General features: G+C 55.9%; 10 protein-coding genes. 1 reads left to right on the forward strand and 9 read right to left on the reverse strand.

Annotated elements, in window-relative coordinates; all coding sequences use genetic code 11:
• Nucleotides 1-23 precede the first annotated feature (23 nt).
• The 6 genes from C173_RS25655 to bglB all read right to left on the reverse strand — a co-directional run bounded on the left by C173_RS25655 (nucleotide 24) and on the right by bglB (nucleotide 7708).
• A complete protein-coding gene (locus C173_RS25655; RefSeq protein ID WP_036730378.1) occupies nucleotides 24-1799 on the reverse strand; it encodes a hypothetical protein in 1776 nt (591 codons plus the stop codon).
• Nucleotides 1800-1829: 30 nt separating this feature from the next.
• On the reverse strand, nucleotides 1830-3494 hold the full coding sequence (locus tag C173_RS25660; protein ID WP_036730379.1) for an extracellular solute-binding protein: 1665 nt from the start codon (nucleotides 3492-3494) through the stop codon (nucleotides 1830-1832).
• Between the two features lie 58 nt (nucleotides 3495-3552).
• Complete coding sequence (locus C173_RS25665) at nucleotides 3553-4428, reverse strand: carbohydrate ABC transporter permease (protein ID WP_036730382.1); 876 nt, start codon at nucleotides 4426-4428, stop codon at nucleotides 3553-3555.
• Between the two features lie 16 nt (nucleotides 4429-4444).
• On the reverse strand, nucleotides 4445-5428 hold the full coding sequence (locus C173_RS25670) for an ABC transporter permease (RefSeq protein WP_081751341.1): 984 nt from the start codon (nucleotides 5426-5428) through the stop codon (nucleotides 4445-4447).
• A gap of 170 nt (nucleotides 5429-5598) precedes the next feature.
• A complete protein-coding gene (locus C173_RS25675; RefSeq protein ID WP_051478412.1) occupies nucleotides 5599-6651 on the reverse strand; it encodes an SGNH/GDSL hydrolase family protein in 1053 nt (350 codons plus the stop codon).
• A complete protein-coding gene (gene bglB / locus C173_RS25680) occupies nucleotides 6644-7708 on the reverse strand; it encodes a beta-galactosidase BglB (protein WP_036730383.1) in 1065 nt (354 codons plus the stop codon). Before bglB ends, C173_RS25675 begins: the two co-directional genes overlap by 8 nt.
• A gap of 324 nt (nucleotides 7709-8032) precedes the next feature.
• Between bglB and C173_RS25685 the strand changes: the two genes are divergently transcribed.
• On the forward strand, nucleotides 8033-8833 hold the full coding sequence (locus C173_RS25685) for a polysaccharide deacetylase family protein (protein WP_036730385.1): 801 nt from the start codon (nucleotides 8033-8035) through the stop codon (nucleotides 8831-8833).
• Between the two features lie 870 nt (nucleotides 8834-9703).
• Here the strand turns inward: C173_RS25685 and C173_RS25690 are convergent.
• From C173_RS25690 to C173_RS25700, 3 genes are all read right to left on the reverse strand, one after another.
• Nucleotides 9704-10768, reverse strand: coding sequence for a hypothetical protein (locus C173_RS25690; protein ID WP_036730387.1), 1065 nt, complete (start codon nucleotides 10766-10768; stop codon nucleotides 9704-9706).
• A 773-nt stretch (nucleotides 10769-11541) separates the two neighbouring features.
• On the reverse strand, nucleotides 11542-12837 hold the full coding sequence (locus C173_RS25695) for a homocysteine synthase (protein WP_036730388.1): 1296 nt from the start codon (nucleotides 12835-12837) through the stop codon (nucleotides 11542-11544).
• Between the two features lie 145 nt (nucleotides 12838-12982).
• On the reverse strand, nucleotides 12983-13957 hold the full coding sequence (locus C173_RS25700; protein ID WP_235192023.1) for an alpha/beta fold hydrolase: 975 nt from the start codon (nucleotides 13955-13957) through the stop codon (nucleotides 12983-12985).
• Nucleotides 13958-14121: the final 164 nt, after the last annotated feature.

Consider the following 14121-nt stretch of genomic DNA (forward strand, 5'->3'; position numbering starts at 1 on the left):
TCCGTATGGAAGCAAGTATAGTGTTACGGTGCATAAGGATCAACGGTGAGCTGAACCGGCGGCTGATTGCCTGCTGTCAGCACAATGTCCCGCAGCAGGGACCAGGGCTGTCTCGGCACCTCCCGGTCATCTCTCTCAGTGTCCCCGATCCGCACCGCATCCAGCAGTGTGCGGATTGCGCCGTCTTCCGCAGCTTCATCGAGACATATCACGGCCCAGCCCGCTTCCAGGCGGTGCTGCGCCAGAACGGCACTGTCCCCGAAATAGAGCACCTGGCGGAGCCTGATCCTTCCCTCCTCGCGTACAACAGTGACGGGCAGCGCAGCTCGGGCATCTGCCCCGGCATCAATGCCTTTGAGCGCCGTGACCGCCACCGCACAGCCCGGATAACGCAGCACGAGCCATTCCCTGTCCCCGGCTGTATTCATCACCTGTTCCACCTCACCGTCATAGCGATGGATGACCCATTCATCCGCAATCTCCGCTGCCCGGTTATGCAGCCGGGTCATAGAGCGGACCACCACCAGCGCATTCGCCTGCTGGGCCGTTCGTGTCTCCACCTCCGGGTACAGCGGCTCTGCAAACAGCGCGGGCATCAGATAGGCCGTGCGGTAATCCTCCGCCGGATGCGTTCGCACGGCGGCGGAATCATCCACGTACCACCGCAGATAGGATACCTGCTGATCCTTCACGCTGAAGCTGACCGGGAAGCTCTGCCAGCCCAGACCCCAGGCGGGGTGCTGGTAGCTGCCCGGCATGACCGGAAAGCGGTTGATGCTGCCCAGTCGGGTATGCTGTCCGATCCAGCTGTAGGAACGGGCAGCATCGAAGATCCGCTCCTCCAGCATCCGGGGTACGGGCAGCGCGGCCAAAGGGGCACCCCCTTGAAGCAAATCTTCTTCGAACAGGAGCAGTGCCGCCACATCATTAAGCGAGAATGTCTGCTCTGCCAGACGGTCCAGCCCCGTCACACCCGCAATCACCCACAGCAGGCTAGGCCGCTCCGTCTCTCCCCGGAAGTTGTAGCTGCGGATGGTCGGAACCAATTCCTCCCCGTCATGGAATACGAGAATGCTCTTCAGGGTATCCATCCGCTCTGACAGCTGCCCGGCCAGCTCCCGGTCATGCTGCTGAAGCACCGAACCGGCAATCCTCAGCGCATTCATCATCACTCCCTGGTAGACGAGGCTGACATTCTCCCCCCAGCCCCAGCCCCGGCGGGCCGTATATTCCTCCCATCTGGCGAAATATCCGCTTGCGGTCTGCAGATACTCCGGCTCATCCAGGAAGTGGGCGATAGCCAGCAGCATGGCGCCGTCGCTCATCGTCTTGTTCGGGTAGAACAGCTCCGGTGTCCGGCATTCTCTGGAGAACCAGGCTGCCGCATGACGGAACATCCGCTGCATCACCTCCAGATGACTGGCCGGGAATACATCCGGCTTGCAGAGGCGTACTGCCACAAGCGGCATAAGGATAAAGAATGCCGCATTCGAATCCTGAATGACGCTCTCCTCCCGGTACCAGAGGAACCCTCCGTAATCGGGATGCTCCGGATCGGTGAATTGCAGCCCGGCGATGGCTTCAAGCATCTCCAGTCCGGCCTGCTCCTCCAGCCGGCCCAGCAGTGTACCATAAGCATAATAGCCTGCCGAGAAGCGGGCTTCATGGCAATACGCCAGCTGTGAGACCTGCCGGGTATGTCCGGGCCAGTTATAGCGCACCAGCCCTTCTTCCACCACAATATTCTCCGTGGCCGCCGCCCAGCTCTGCTCCAGAATGGCTCTAACCCCATTGTTCAACTCTGCTCGCCCCCTAAGCTGTGACTCCATTTATTCAGCCGCATCCAGCTGCTTGCCCATCTCATAAATATCCTTCAGCATGATGGCATCCGCTTTATTGTCCTGATACCAGGCTGCGTAGAACTCATCGACCTTGGGTCCGCCCGCCTTCTCCCAGATGCCCTTGGCCTCCGCAATGAACTGGTCCACCGAAGCCGGATCGGAGCTTACAATGGCCTGCATGGCCCGGTCGAGAATCGTTTTATTCGCGTTCGTGTTGATCTGGGTCAGATCCTGCGGCAGCAGCGGCAGGAAGGCCTTTTGCGTAATGCCGACAATCGGGCGGTCAGGGTCCATGTACAGCTTCTCGGCCATTTCATAGATTTTGATTAAATTCTGCTCGGCAGGTGTAGGGTTGACCTTGTTCTTCAGCCCGTAATTCTTGCCGATCAGCGGAGTCAGCATCCCCATATCGCGGTTGTATTCCAGCTCCTTCTTGTTTTTCTCCGGATCAATTACCTCGGCCCGGCCGTCGGCGGTTTTGTTGTAATGCACCCCTTCCAGCCCGTTCTGAATGGTGGTGGTGTATGGGTCCGCAACCATGAAGTCGATCATCTTCATCACGGATTCCGGATCTTTGGCTGCAGCATTCACCATCCCCGTCATCTGGATCGGCGTGGTCAGGGTCGGGCTGAACTGACCGAATTCCGTCGTCGGCAAGGCAATCGGAATGACCTCAGCTTCAGGAGAATTCTTCTTCAGCGTCTCATAGGTGCCGATATCGGCACCGTTGCCTCCGTAAATCCCCAGCTTGCCGGAGATCCAGTCCTGCTTCTGCTTCTCGCCGTTCTTATCGGTGACGAAATCCTTATCCGCCACACCGGCCGCATACAGCTGCTTCTGGAAGGAGAGCGCCGCCTGAATCCGGTCCCAGTCATGCACAACCTTGTCGTTCTCCAGCACCCACGGATACTGGTCTTCCCCGAACAGCGTGAACCCGGTGCCGAACATGTTGTTCAGAATAATGCCGGCCACGAAGCTGAGCCCGGTCCCGTACGTATCCGCCTTGCCGTTGCCGTCGGGGTCCTGCTCGGTGAACGCTTTGGCCACATTCAGCAGTTCCTCCGGCGTAGTGGGCACCTGCAAATTCAGCTTCTTCAGCCAGTCATTGCGGATAAACAGATAATGCTGCGGACCGAACTGGACCGGGCGGCCCACCGTGTACAGCTTGCCGTCCGCCATCGTACCTGCCTTGCGCAGCGCCGGATACTTCTCCAGCATTGCCTTATATTCCGTACTGCTGCCTGCGATCAGATCATCCAGCGGAAGGAGCTGCTTCTGGTTGTAGAGCTGTCCCTGGTAAGCGGTATCAAATTCAAAGATCAGGTCGGGGGCCGACTTCGACGCGAACAGCACATTGAACTTCTGCAGGGATTCAAAACGCGGAACCGTAATGTATTTGACATTCACCGGCCCGTTCTCATTGACCCATCTCGTCCAGCGGTTGTCGCTCATCGTTCCTTCCTCTGCAGGCACCGTGCCCCGGTCATATAGAGAGACGGTGATGGACCCGCGTTTCCCGGAGGTGCCTTCCTTGCCCCCGTCTGCGCCCTGCGTGGCGGCATTATTGCCGCCGCAGCCTGTGACAGCGATTGCGAGCATCAGTGTAGCTGCACCGGCAGCACTTTTTTTGCTAAGCCAAAGTGGTTTGGACATATGAATGTGACCCTCCTATAATGGTGTTCTTGTACTTGCGGATATGAAGAGTGATGGCTCAGCCCTTGATCGCACCGATCGTTACGCCTTTGACAAAATACCGCTGCAGCAGCGGGTACACGATCAGCATCGGAATGACCATCACCATAATCCCGGCAGCCTTGATGCCCTCCGGTGTAATATTGACCACCTCCTGCGAGTTCATGGTATTCAGCTCCTGCAGAACGGCCTGGCTCTTCACCATCTGCTGGATAAGAACGGTCAGATTGATTTTCTCCGGGCTGTTCATGTAGATCATGACATTGAAGAAGGAGTTCCAGTAATATACGCCGTAAAAGAGTCCGATCGTCGCCAGCACCGGCAGGGACAGCGGCAGAATAATCCCCGCCAGCAGCCGCCATTCACCGGAGCCGTCGATTCTGGCCGCCTCGATTAGCTCCTCCGGAATGTTCTCGAAAAAAGACCGCATGATCATCATATTATAGGTACTGACCAGAGCCGGGAGCCACAGGGCTGCGTAGGAATCCACCAGACCGAGACTGCTGACCACGAGATAGGTCGGAATCAGTCCGCCGGTGAACAGCATCGTGAACACAATCGCCAGCGTCAGCGTGCGTCTTCCGTAGAAATCACGGCGGGACAAGGGATACGCGGCGAAAATGGTGAACAGCATGCTGGCCGCTACACCGACCAGAGTAATCAGGAGACTGTTGCCAAACGCACGCACCACCGGCGTTCCCTCGAAGAGCATGGTATAAGAGCTTATTGTGAAATCAACCGGCCACAGGGTGACAAAACCGGAGAGCACCGCGTCCTTGCCGCTGAGGGACAGGGAGGCCAGATGGAGCAGCGGCAGCAGACAGAGAATGCCTGCGAGCGTCAGCAGCAGATAATTGAAGCTGTAGAATACTTTTTCACCGTTTGTACTTTGCATAGATAGTGTCCTCCTGTTACCACAAGCCTTTGTTAAAGCGCCGGGCGATAGCGTTGGAGATCAGCACCAGGGTCAGTGCCACAAGAGAATCGAACATCCCCAGGGCAGCCGTCAGGCTGAACTGCCCGCCCTGCAGTCCAATCGCATAAATATACGTACTTATAACCTCGGAGATCCCCGATACAATCGAGTTCTGCAGCACGTACACATGGTCGAAGCCGACCTCCATCACCCGTCCCATAGCCAGAATCAGCATAATGACAATAGTCGGGCTGATCCCGGGAAGTGTGATGTTACGGATCTGCTTCCATTTGCCTGCCCCGTCCATACTCGCCGCTTCATAGAGGCTGGGATCAATGGAAGTCAGTGCCGCCAGATAGATGATTGCGTTGAAGCCCGCATCCTTCCAGATGCCCGAGCCGAGAAAGATGGATACCCAGGACCACTCCTTGAAAAGGAACGGAAACGGCTTGCCGAGCAGCTTCTCGACCAGCACATTGGCTACCCCGGTCTGGGCGAAGATCGTCACCACCAGCCCGCCGACAATGACCCATGAGAAGAAATAAGGCAGATACACCAGCGTCTGGACTGACTTTTTGAAAAATTTGTTCCTGACCTCATTCAGCATAATCGCCAGGGCAATCGGGAACGGAAAGCTGACCAGCACGGATAATATACTGAGCACAAGCGTATTTCGGATAATCTGCACCGACTGCGCCTGGGTGAACAGATTGGTGAAATTGTCCATGCCGACCCATTGGCTGCCCCATACTCCCTCATAGAAGGTATAATTCTTGAAGGCAATGACCAGTCCCAGCATGGGCGTGTATTTGAAAATAATATAGAATGCGATAACCGGAACGAACATGACCCACAGAGGAACATTGTTCTTGAATCGGCGGGTCTGCCAGAAGCGTCTGCGGCTGCTTCCGCTCTGCCGTGAGCTCTGCCTTGAACTGTCCAGCCGCAGCACCGCTTCACTTCTTGTATTCGCTTTCATCTCGGTGCCTCCTTTCGCTTGCGTGTTGTGCGTGATCCTGCTCGTGCGTGATTAAGTCTTGCGATGGAGCTGAAATGGCCGATTTCATGTCCTCACCATAGCCGCTTCAGCGGGTTAGGGCAATATTCAGTTTTTCTGTTAATCGGCGCGGACCCTTATACCGCCTGGGGTTACAGAATTCCGGCCAGCTCCCGGGCCAAATTCTCACCCATCCGTATATGTCCCTCATCCCCCGGGTGAATCAGGTCGCAGGACAGCCCGGCCAGATCATCCAGCACCCGGCTTCCTTCGATCAGGCTCAGCTTGGGGCGGGACAGACGCTGCACATGACTTCGCAGAATGTCGTTGAACTGAAGATCCTTCTCCGCTATTCCACTGCCGGGGAACACCGCAAAGTTGGGATACATCGTGATCACCGCTACCGGCTTCCCGGGATGTCTGCTCACCAGTTGGTCAAGCAGGTAGCCGCTCCGCTCACGGAATTCATCCGGCGACAGGTGGTCACGCATATTCACGCCCAGCTCCAGCGTCATGAATGACCAGTCCTCCTGCGCCGCAAGATAGTTGCTCATCTCCCGTTCACAATGGCAGGAGCCGCTCATGCCGAGATTGAGTACATCGGCCGCCAGCCTTCTTGCCGCGTGGGCAATATACGGCAGGCTGCTGTTCTCTCCATACGTGATGGATGAGCCGTAAGCAATCCAGCGTGTGCGGGGAATCTCCCCTTCCACCGGCGGGCGGAGCGGATGGCCGAAGGTCTCGATGCCACAGACCACACAAGCATACCGTCCGAAGCAGATCCGCCATACCTCCGGCGCGAATCCCGCTTCCATCAGCAGCTCACGCTCCGCCATCGCCAGACGCGGCGGTTCGCTTAGCTGGAGGGTGCGTATGCTCCCGGCCTGAAGCTCATGCCTGGAGTGGAACAGCCCGCCCTTGTATACCGTTACGCTGCCACCCGTCTCCGGCAAGGTCAGCGTGACACGGATATTCGGAGCCGGTGTGACGAACCTGAGCTCACAGCCGCCCGCTTCCCCGGCGATGAACCGGCCCCGCTCGTTCAGATGCTCCCTGACGCTGCGGGGAATGCGGCGGAGGTGCACGCCGTAGCCCGTTGCCGGCTCCAGCTCGGCAACATTATGGAAGGCGATCCGGTCCAGCCCCGGCAGCCCCTTGGTGGCGGAATTGATGCTGGCAGAATGGGTGCTGGCGGGATTATACATGCTTCATCGCCTCCACCAGCAGCAGCAGGGCCATGGATTGCCCGTAGGGCATCGGGCAGACCGGAATCTCCCGGTAGTCGTCAAGCGTAGCGCCCATCCCCGTGCCGTAGGAGACGCCCTGCACCACCCCTTCTTCATCGATCTGGCCCAGCACATAATGCAGTGCCGCCATTGCAGGCTTGCGGCAATCCTCAGGCAGCAGTCCTTGCCGCACCGCCTTCAGCATCCCGTAAGCAAAAGCGGCGGTGGACGAGGTCTCCAGATACGAGCTGCTGTCGTCCAGCAAGGTATGCCATGCGCCTTCCGGGGCTTGCAGCTCTGTCAGCTTGCGTACCTGCCGCGCAAGGGAGGACAGCAGGAAGCTGCTCACCCCTGACGGCAGCTCCACCATCTCCAGATAATCCACGAGCCCGGCGGTATACCAGGAATTGCCGCGTGCCCACAGGGCCCGGGCAAAGTGATGGCCGCCCTCGAAGGTCCAGCCGTGGAAGAACAAGCCGGTCACGGGATCGGTCAGATACTTCAGGTGGACGAGAAACTGGCGGATGCTCTCCTGTATACACGCCTCCTCCTTCAGCACGATCCCCATCCGGGCCACAAACAACACCGTCATATACAGCGTGTCGTCCCAGAGCTGCCCGGTATTCGGACTGCCGGTCACTTCATGCTGAAGACCGCCTTCCTCCGTGCGCGGCATATCATGCAGCGCATACTCCAGCCATTCCCGGCACAGCTGCATATAATCCGCGCGCCCGGTCTCCTCTGCCAGATAGCTAAGGGTAAGCATCGGACACATCGTATTAACATTTTTCGCCGGAATGCCTCCGTCAAGCTTGCTGTCGAACCAGCCCATCAGGTAGTGTAGAATCTCCTGCTCCCCGGTTTCCCGGTAATATCTGTATAAGGCAAATAATCCAACCCCCTGGGGCCACTCCCAATTGTCCATAGAGATGATGCCGATGGGTGCGGTTTCCTGAATGGAGCCTCTCATATCCTTCATCCGCTCAATGACGCGGGCGATATGGCCTTCGAGTACTGTCCGTGATACTGCTTCCATAATGCTCCTCCTTCTGCAATGTCCTGCTCTGAACCGGAAACCTGTAGCCTAAAACCTGGAACCTCAAACCTGGAACCTCAAACCTGGAGCCTAGAGCCTAGAGCCTGGAGCCTGGAGCCTGTTCCCGGCTGTTTAGCCCTGTTCGCAACCCCAGTGTAGTCAAGCGCCGCATTGCCGTCCATTAACAAGAATCTTGCTAATCGCTTTCACTTCTGGCATTGTTCATAATAGAGCTGTATTCCTCAGTTGGAAGAATACATGAGTAGAAGGAGTACATGCTCACGTTCTAATTCTGTATAAAGAAATCAGGGAGGGTAACAGGTAATGAGAATTAAGTTTGATCTTTTTCCGGGCGGAGTTTCTAAAGCGCTAACAACGAGCTGGGATGATGGAAGAATCCACGACAGACGTCTTGTGGAGATCCTTAACCGGCATGGGCTGAAGGGATCCTTCCATTTGAATTCGGGGTTGTTCGGCAAGGAGGGCTACATCTCACAGGACGAAGTGGCTGCGCTCTATGAGGGGCATGAGATCTCAGCACATACCAGTACTCATCCTTTCCTTACCATGACTCCGCGCGAGGGGATCGCCGACGAGATTCTGACGGACCGCAAGGCGCTGGAGGCGCTGGCCGGTTATCCGGTCCGGGGCATGTCCTATCCGTTCGGCAATTACAATGATCAGGTGATCGGCCTGCTGCCTGCCCTGGGCATTGAGTATTCCCGCACGGTGAATTCCCACCGCAGCTTCAGCCTGCCGGACAACCTGCTGGCTTGGCACCCTACCTGCCACCACAAGGAGATGCTGGCCCTGGGCAAGAAGTTCCTGGAGGAGAAGCCCCGCTTCTCGTATATGCAGCTGCTGTACGTCTGGGGACACAGCTATGAGTTCAATGACGATGATAACTGGGGAGAGCTGGAGCAGTTCGCCGCCATGATGGGCGGTCACGAGGACATCTGGTATGCCACCAATATCGAAATCGTAGACTATCTGTCCGCGCTGCAGGGACTGCGCTTCTCCGCTTCGCAGGAGATGGTTTATAATCCGTCGGCTACGGAGGTGTGGGTCTCTGTGGGGGATGAAGCCTGCCGCATTCCGGGCGGGGGGACGGTGAAGCTGGGGTAGGATTGGAATGAGACTCGGAAGCTGAATGAGGGCTAGAGAGCTGAATAGAGAGAAAATTCGGGGGAGACTGTGGCTAAACTTGGACGGTGGCTAGGCTGAGATTGGGGCTGGGCTGAGACTTGGGGCTGTCGTTGAAACTGAGATTATAGCTGGAACTGGGGCTGTGACAATGCAGTCAACTAGTTCCAATCCCGATCAGCCCCCACCGAGCCGCCACAAGAGTCCTCCCTTCAGCCTCAGCACAGCCACAGCTATAACTCTAACCGTGCCGTGCCCGAGTACGTGTAGGCGGCATACTTAATTGCACTCTGTACATCTAAATCGTCTGTTGTACCGCCGAATATTCGTTTAACTGTATTTCGTACAATTATAATAACGCTATAGCTGGATTCTTGCTCATTCGGGCTAATTTAGTTGTACCAACTACACTTAGAAGAGAAAAGTCTTCCTTTTCGCTGGTTTTAAATGTACAGAATACAACTACCGCTGAATGATCGCTGCGAATGAAAACATGGAGCTCCAAGCATAGCCTTATTACGCCGCAAAATGGAGTGAGCTTCCCTAATCATATGAATTTAAAACACATTACTTAAAACACATGAGATAAATCATACGACATAAAACACACCTATAAGTTAGTTTAAAAACCCGATTCCGCGCAGCCCCAGGGCTTGGCGAAATCGGGTTGTTGTGGGTTGTTGTGGGTTTTCGAGTGTTTTGCGGGTATTTCGTTGGCATACGTTTGTGCAGATGGTGGAGAATAGAGCGCTGTAGCAGTCGTTGCCTGGCCGATCCCGCTACTCGCGGCAGACCAGACAGTGTAGGCAGGCCAGGCCGCCGCTACTGCCAGCTACCGCCAGATACTTCCACCTACTGCCAACCTCCGGCGGCAGCATCAGGATGCTCCTGCCTCGCTATCCAGGTGAGGCAGGCCGCCCGCAGCAGCGCGTCGGTCCGCTGGGCCGCGCCGCAGAAGACCCCGCTCAGGCCGATCTCATACAGATCGGCCAGCGCGTACGCCGCCGGTGCCCCCGCGGCGAGCACTGCCGCCGCCGGCCGCACCCGGCGCACGGCGGCCAGCACCCCAGCCGCCGCCTGCGCGAAGCCCTCGGCGGCGTTCTCCCCCGGCGCGGCCTCCTCCGCCGCGCCGTCCAGCACCAGGAAATCGGCGATACGCGCGATTTCCCCTGCGGCAGCCGGCCCCACATCGGGCGCGAGCAGCGCCCCGATGCGGCAGGCTGCCGCATAAGCGTGGCCGAGAGTCTGCTCGGCCACGCCCTCAATGAATTCGCGCTGCGCCGCGAATTCCTCCAGGCTGGCGGGGTACGGCGCCAGCAGGTCAATGCGGCTGTCGCCGCCCAGCCGCTGGCTGTGCAGGGCGGCGGCGAACAGCGCGCCAAGCTGCGCATCCTGCAGCGTGGCCAGCCGGTCCGGGCGGGTGGCGAGCTCCACCGTGTAAGGCAGAGTGACTGCGGCCCATACGCCGTCCGCCGACTCCAGGAGGTCGGCAGCAGCAGCCCGCAGCCGGTGATAGATCCGCTGCAGGATACGCTCAGCCTGCACCGGCTCCTCATCCCCGCACGACATCCAGCGCGAGTAGAGCGCCGACAGTTCCGGCTCGTGCAGCCATTCCTCGCCCCGGATCAGGCAGGGCCCCGCAGGGTAGACGCCGGGCGGCTCACGGCGGACAGTTCCGTCCCCCCTGCCCTCGCGCAGCACCAGGAAGGCCTGGCGCTCCCCGGGACGGCGGATATACGTGCGGCTCGTACTCACGTTACTCTTGCGCAGGTCCCCCTCAGCAAGAAATTCCGCTGCGGCGGAGGCTACAGATGCGGACTGGCTCATCTCTGCACCAGCCGCCCGGCCACCGGGGTCAGACTGGAACGGATGCTCCTCATACTTTGGACCCTCATTCTGCTGGCGTTCAACCTTCATCCTCGCACCCACCTTTTCTCACTAGGATTACTGCCGTGCTGTTCCTTCTCAGGACTGCTGTCAACACCTCACATGCTTCATTCTATAGTTACGGGCAATGATGCTGAAATATGCAAACGGTATCAAATGAATGCGGCTGCGGCACCTTATCCGAATGGGTAGTGGACACGGTGGGGCGGCGAGTTGAGGGAAGTACGCGAGTTGGAGTAGGCGGGCGAGTTGAAGTCGGTGAGTAAGCTGGAGTAAGTCGGGCGAGCTGGAGTGGGTGAGTAAGCTGAAGTAAGTGGAGCGAGCTCAAGTGGGTAGGAAATAACTTTTACATATTTTGTTGTTAATCTCTAATGGCTTAGAACTGGGGTTGGGATTCGGGTTCGGCATGGTCCATAGCTGATCTAATGTATTTACTACAGCAGATTTTCTCTTTAGCGGTTGTAAAAAGCGATCTGTTGCAGTTTGTACAGCAGATTTTTGCGGGAGAGGTGTTTTGGGGCCGTATGCCGGAAATCTGTTGTATGGAATACATTAGAACGGATTTTAACGCCGAAAATGGCCTAATCCATTGCAGAAAGTACAATTGCCGTGCAACTTCAGCGCGAACACATACCTCACCAACCGTTTTACTCACAAACGATTCCCCCGCTGACACTCCTCTCTCTTCCCATTACTCCCAAACCCACCTCCTGCTAAAAAAACAAGACCACTGCCTAATGCAGCAATACGCTGCATCAAACAGTGGTCTGTAATTCCTCTTCCTATGCTGCAAGGAACAGCGCCTAAGCCTGCTGGCTGGCAGCGATCGCCTGCTCCAGATCATAGAGGATATCATCGATGGATTCAGTACCGATGGACAAGCGCAGCAGTTCCGGTGTAACACCGGCGGTAATCTGTTCTTCGTCCGACAGCTGCTGGTGAGTGGTGCTGGCCGGGTGGATGATCAGCGACTTGGAATCGCCGACATTGGCCAGATGGGAGAACAGCTTCACGTTCTCGATCAGCTTCACCCCTGCGGCCGCCCCGCCCTTAATTCCGAAGGTCAGAATCGCGCCCTGGCCCTTAGGCAGATATTTCTGTGCCAGCTCATACGAAGGGTGACTCTGTAGTCCAGCGTAGCTGACCCACTCTACCGAATCATGCGCCTCCAGATACTGGGCAACCTTGAGTGCATTCTGGCTGTGGCGCTCCAGACGCAGATGCAGCGTTTCGAGACCCTGCAAGAGCATCCACGAGTTGAACGGTGAAATGGCCGCGCCCAGGTCACGAAGCAGTTGAACCCGCGCCTTGATGATATAAGCGATAGGGCCTACAGCTTCAGTGTACACTACCCCGTGGTAGCTCGGGTCCGGTTCAGTAAGTCCAGGGAACCTTCCGCTGGCCTTCCAGTCGAACTTGCCGCCGTCCACGATGACTCCGCCGATAGAGGTACCGTGGCCGCCGATGAATTTGGTCGCCGAGTGTACGACGATATCCGCCCCGAATTCAATCGGACGCAGCAGATACGGACTTGGGAAGGTGTTGTCTACAATCAGCGGAATCCCGTGCTCGTGGGCGATGGCTGCAACCTTTTCGATATCCAGAACGTTCCCTTGCGGATTACCAATCGTCTCAGCGTAGAGCGCTTTGGTCTTGTCCGTAATCGCTGCCCGGAAGTTCTCCGGGTTATCGGAATCCACAAAATTCACCTTAATGCCCAGCTTGGGCAGCGTCGTGGAGAACAAATTATAAGTTCCGCCGTACAGGCTTGCGGAGGAGACAATCTCATCCCCTGCCCCGGCAATATTCAGAATAGAGAAGGAAATCGCTGCTGCTCCGGAAGCGGTCGCCAGTGCCCCTGCCCCGCCCTCCAGCGCGGCAAGACGCTGCTCAAACACATCAGTGGTCGGATTCATCAGCCGGGTATAGATGTTGCCGAACTCCTTGAGCGCGAACAGATTAGCAGCATGCTCCGCATCCCGGAAACCGTAGGATGTAGTCTGATACAGCGGCACGGCACGGGCTAAAGTAGTGGGATCAATCTCCTGGCCTGCGTGGATGGCGAGGGTTTCAAAGGACAGCTTGCGCTCTTCTGACATGGGTATTTCCTCCTCTAAAATAGGTAATGTCAAATGTTAACTCTATAAGATTGTACCTATTCTCTCACAAACCATGTCATTTGAAAAGATAAAATTCTTATTAATTCACTGTGTTTTATTAAGTTTAGTAAGCCCCGGCATAGCCTCATGGCTGCTGCGCTATCCCCTTCATGAAGCTCATGAATTTCTCCGCAATTTCTTTGGGATGGGAACGGTACAAATAATGATTGGCATCCAGCAGCTCCATTTCGGCATGTACGGAATTCTTAATCAGCTTCTCATGCTCAGGAATCCATTGATCGGTTGCCGGATGCTCCGCTTGAACAAAGAGAAGGACAGGGAGATTGGGAGGGAAAGTTACCCTCCGCTGTTCAGCCTCTTCAAAATTGGAAAACATACTCTCCGCCTCATTTAACTGAGTAGTATTGTACATATTTTTGTGTATCAGCAGTTTCAATTGTTCTTTGGTATGTTCATCATATGCCAGTCCCTCATAAGGGTCAGCACTCAGCTTCAATTGCAGCCGGGCGAAGCCCAGATCGCGGAACCATTTAACCATGCTTGTCTCTGAAGACTCTATTTTCTTCTCGCTCAGCGAGGGTACACTGCTATCCAGTCCGACAAATGTACTTACTTCATCTGAGTATTTATTCACATAATCCAGACTATAAATTCCTGAAATAGAATGGCCCATAAGGATATAACGGTCAATATCGAGCTGCTGCAGCGCTTCATGGATTTCATTTACGATATTCTCTGAGGTTCGTTCTTTCTTCGTTGCGTCGCTTAAGCCGTAGCCGAAAGGCTCAACCACTACAACCTTATAATGCGGAGACAGCTCATCGATGAGCAGCTTGAAATCAAGCGCCGGTGAAGCTGTTCCGAAGCCGGGAAGCAGCACGACCGTGTCCGGTCCATCTCCTTGAATGAACACATTCATATTTTTGCCGTCTACGGATACATGCTGGCCGTAAGGCTCAATCCTTTTGGACTCGGCATTGCTGCTGATTACATTCGTGATATACACAATCCCCACAAAAATCACAATAGCGAGCAGGATGGCTCCCAATATTTTAAGCAGAATCTTGCGCAGTTTCTTGAACCCCGTTTGATTTCCCATTATGTTATTCGCCGATGGTCTCATGTTCATCTTCCCCTATCTTAACTGGTAGTAAGCTTGCTTCATTGCCGTTAATGCAAGCTTACCGAACGAAGATGTACTCTTTATGACGACAATATGAACAGAATATGAACCGAATATGTACTATCAGGCGGACGCTACCG

This window comes from Paenibacillus sp. FSL R7-277 (genome assembly GCF_000517965.1).
Lineage (GTDB): Bacteria > Bacillota > Bacilli > Paenibacillales > Paenibacillaceae > Paenibacillus_AQ > Paenibacillus_AQ silagei.

What these genes read in the sequence shown, in the direction of transcription:
- C173_RS25660 (WP_036730379.1), bottom strand. Translation starts at nt 3,494, where the DNA reads ATGTCCAAACCACTTTGGCTTAGCAAAAAAAGTGCTGCCGGTGCAGCT.
- C173_RS25665 (WP_036730382.1), bottom strand. Translation starts at nt 4,428, where the DNA reads ATGCAAAGTACAAACGGTGAAAAAGTATTCTACAGCTTCAATTATCTG.
- C173_RS25670 (WP_081751341.1), bottom strand. Translation starts at nt 5,428, where the DNA reads ATGAAAGCGAATACAAGAAGTGAAGCGGTGCTGCGGCTGGACAGTTCA.
- C173_RS25675 (WP_051478412.1), bottom strand. Translation starts at nt 6,651, where the DNA reads ATGTATAATCCCGCCAGCACCCATTCTGCCAGCATCAATTCCGCCACC.
- bglB (WP_036730383.1), bottom strand. Translation starts at nt 7,708, where the DNA reads ATGGAAGCAGTATCACGGACAGTACTCGAAGGCCATATCGCCCGCGTC.
- C173_RS25685 (WP_036730385.1), top strand. Translation starts at nt 8,033, where the DNA reads ATGAGAATTAAGTTTGATCTTTTTCCGGGCGGAGTTTCTAAAGCGCTA.
- C173_RS25690 (WP_036730387.1), bottom strand. Translation starts at nt 10,768, where the DNA reads ATGAAGGTTGAACGCCAGCAGAATGAGGGTCCAAAGTATGAGGAGCAT.
- C173_RS25695 (WP_036730388.1), bottom strand. Translation starts at nt 12,837, where the DNA reads ATGTCAGAAGAGCGCAAGCTGTCCTTTGAAACCCTCGCCATCCACGCA.
- C173_RS25700 (WP_235192023.1), bottom strand. Translation starts at nt 13,957, where the DNA reads ATGGGAAATCAAACGGGGTTCAAGAAACTGCGCAAGATTCTGCTTAAA.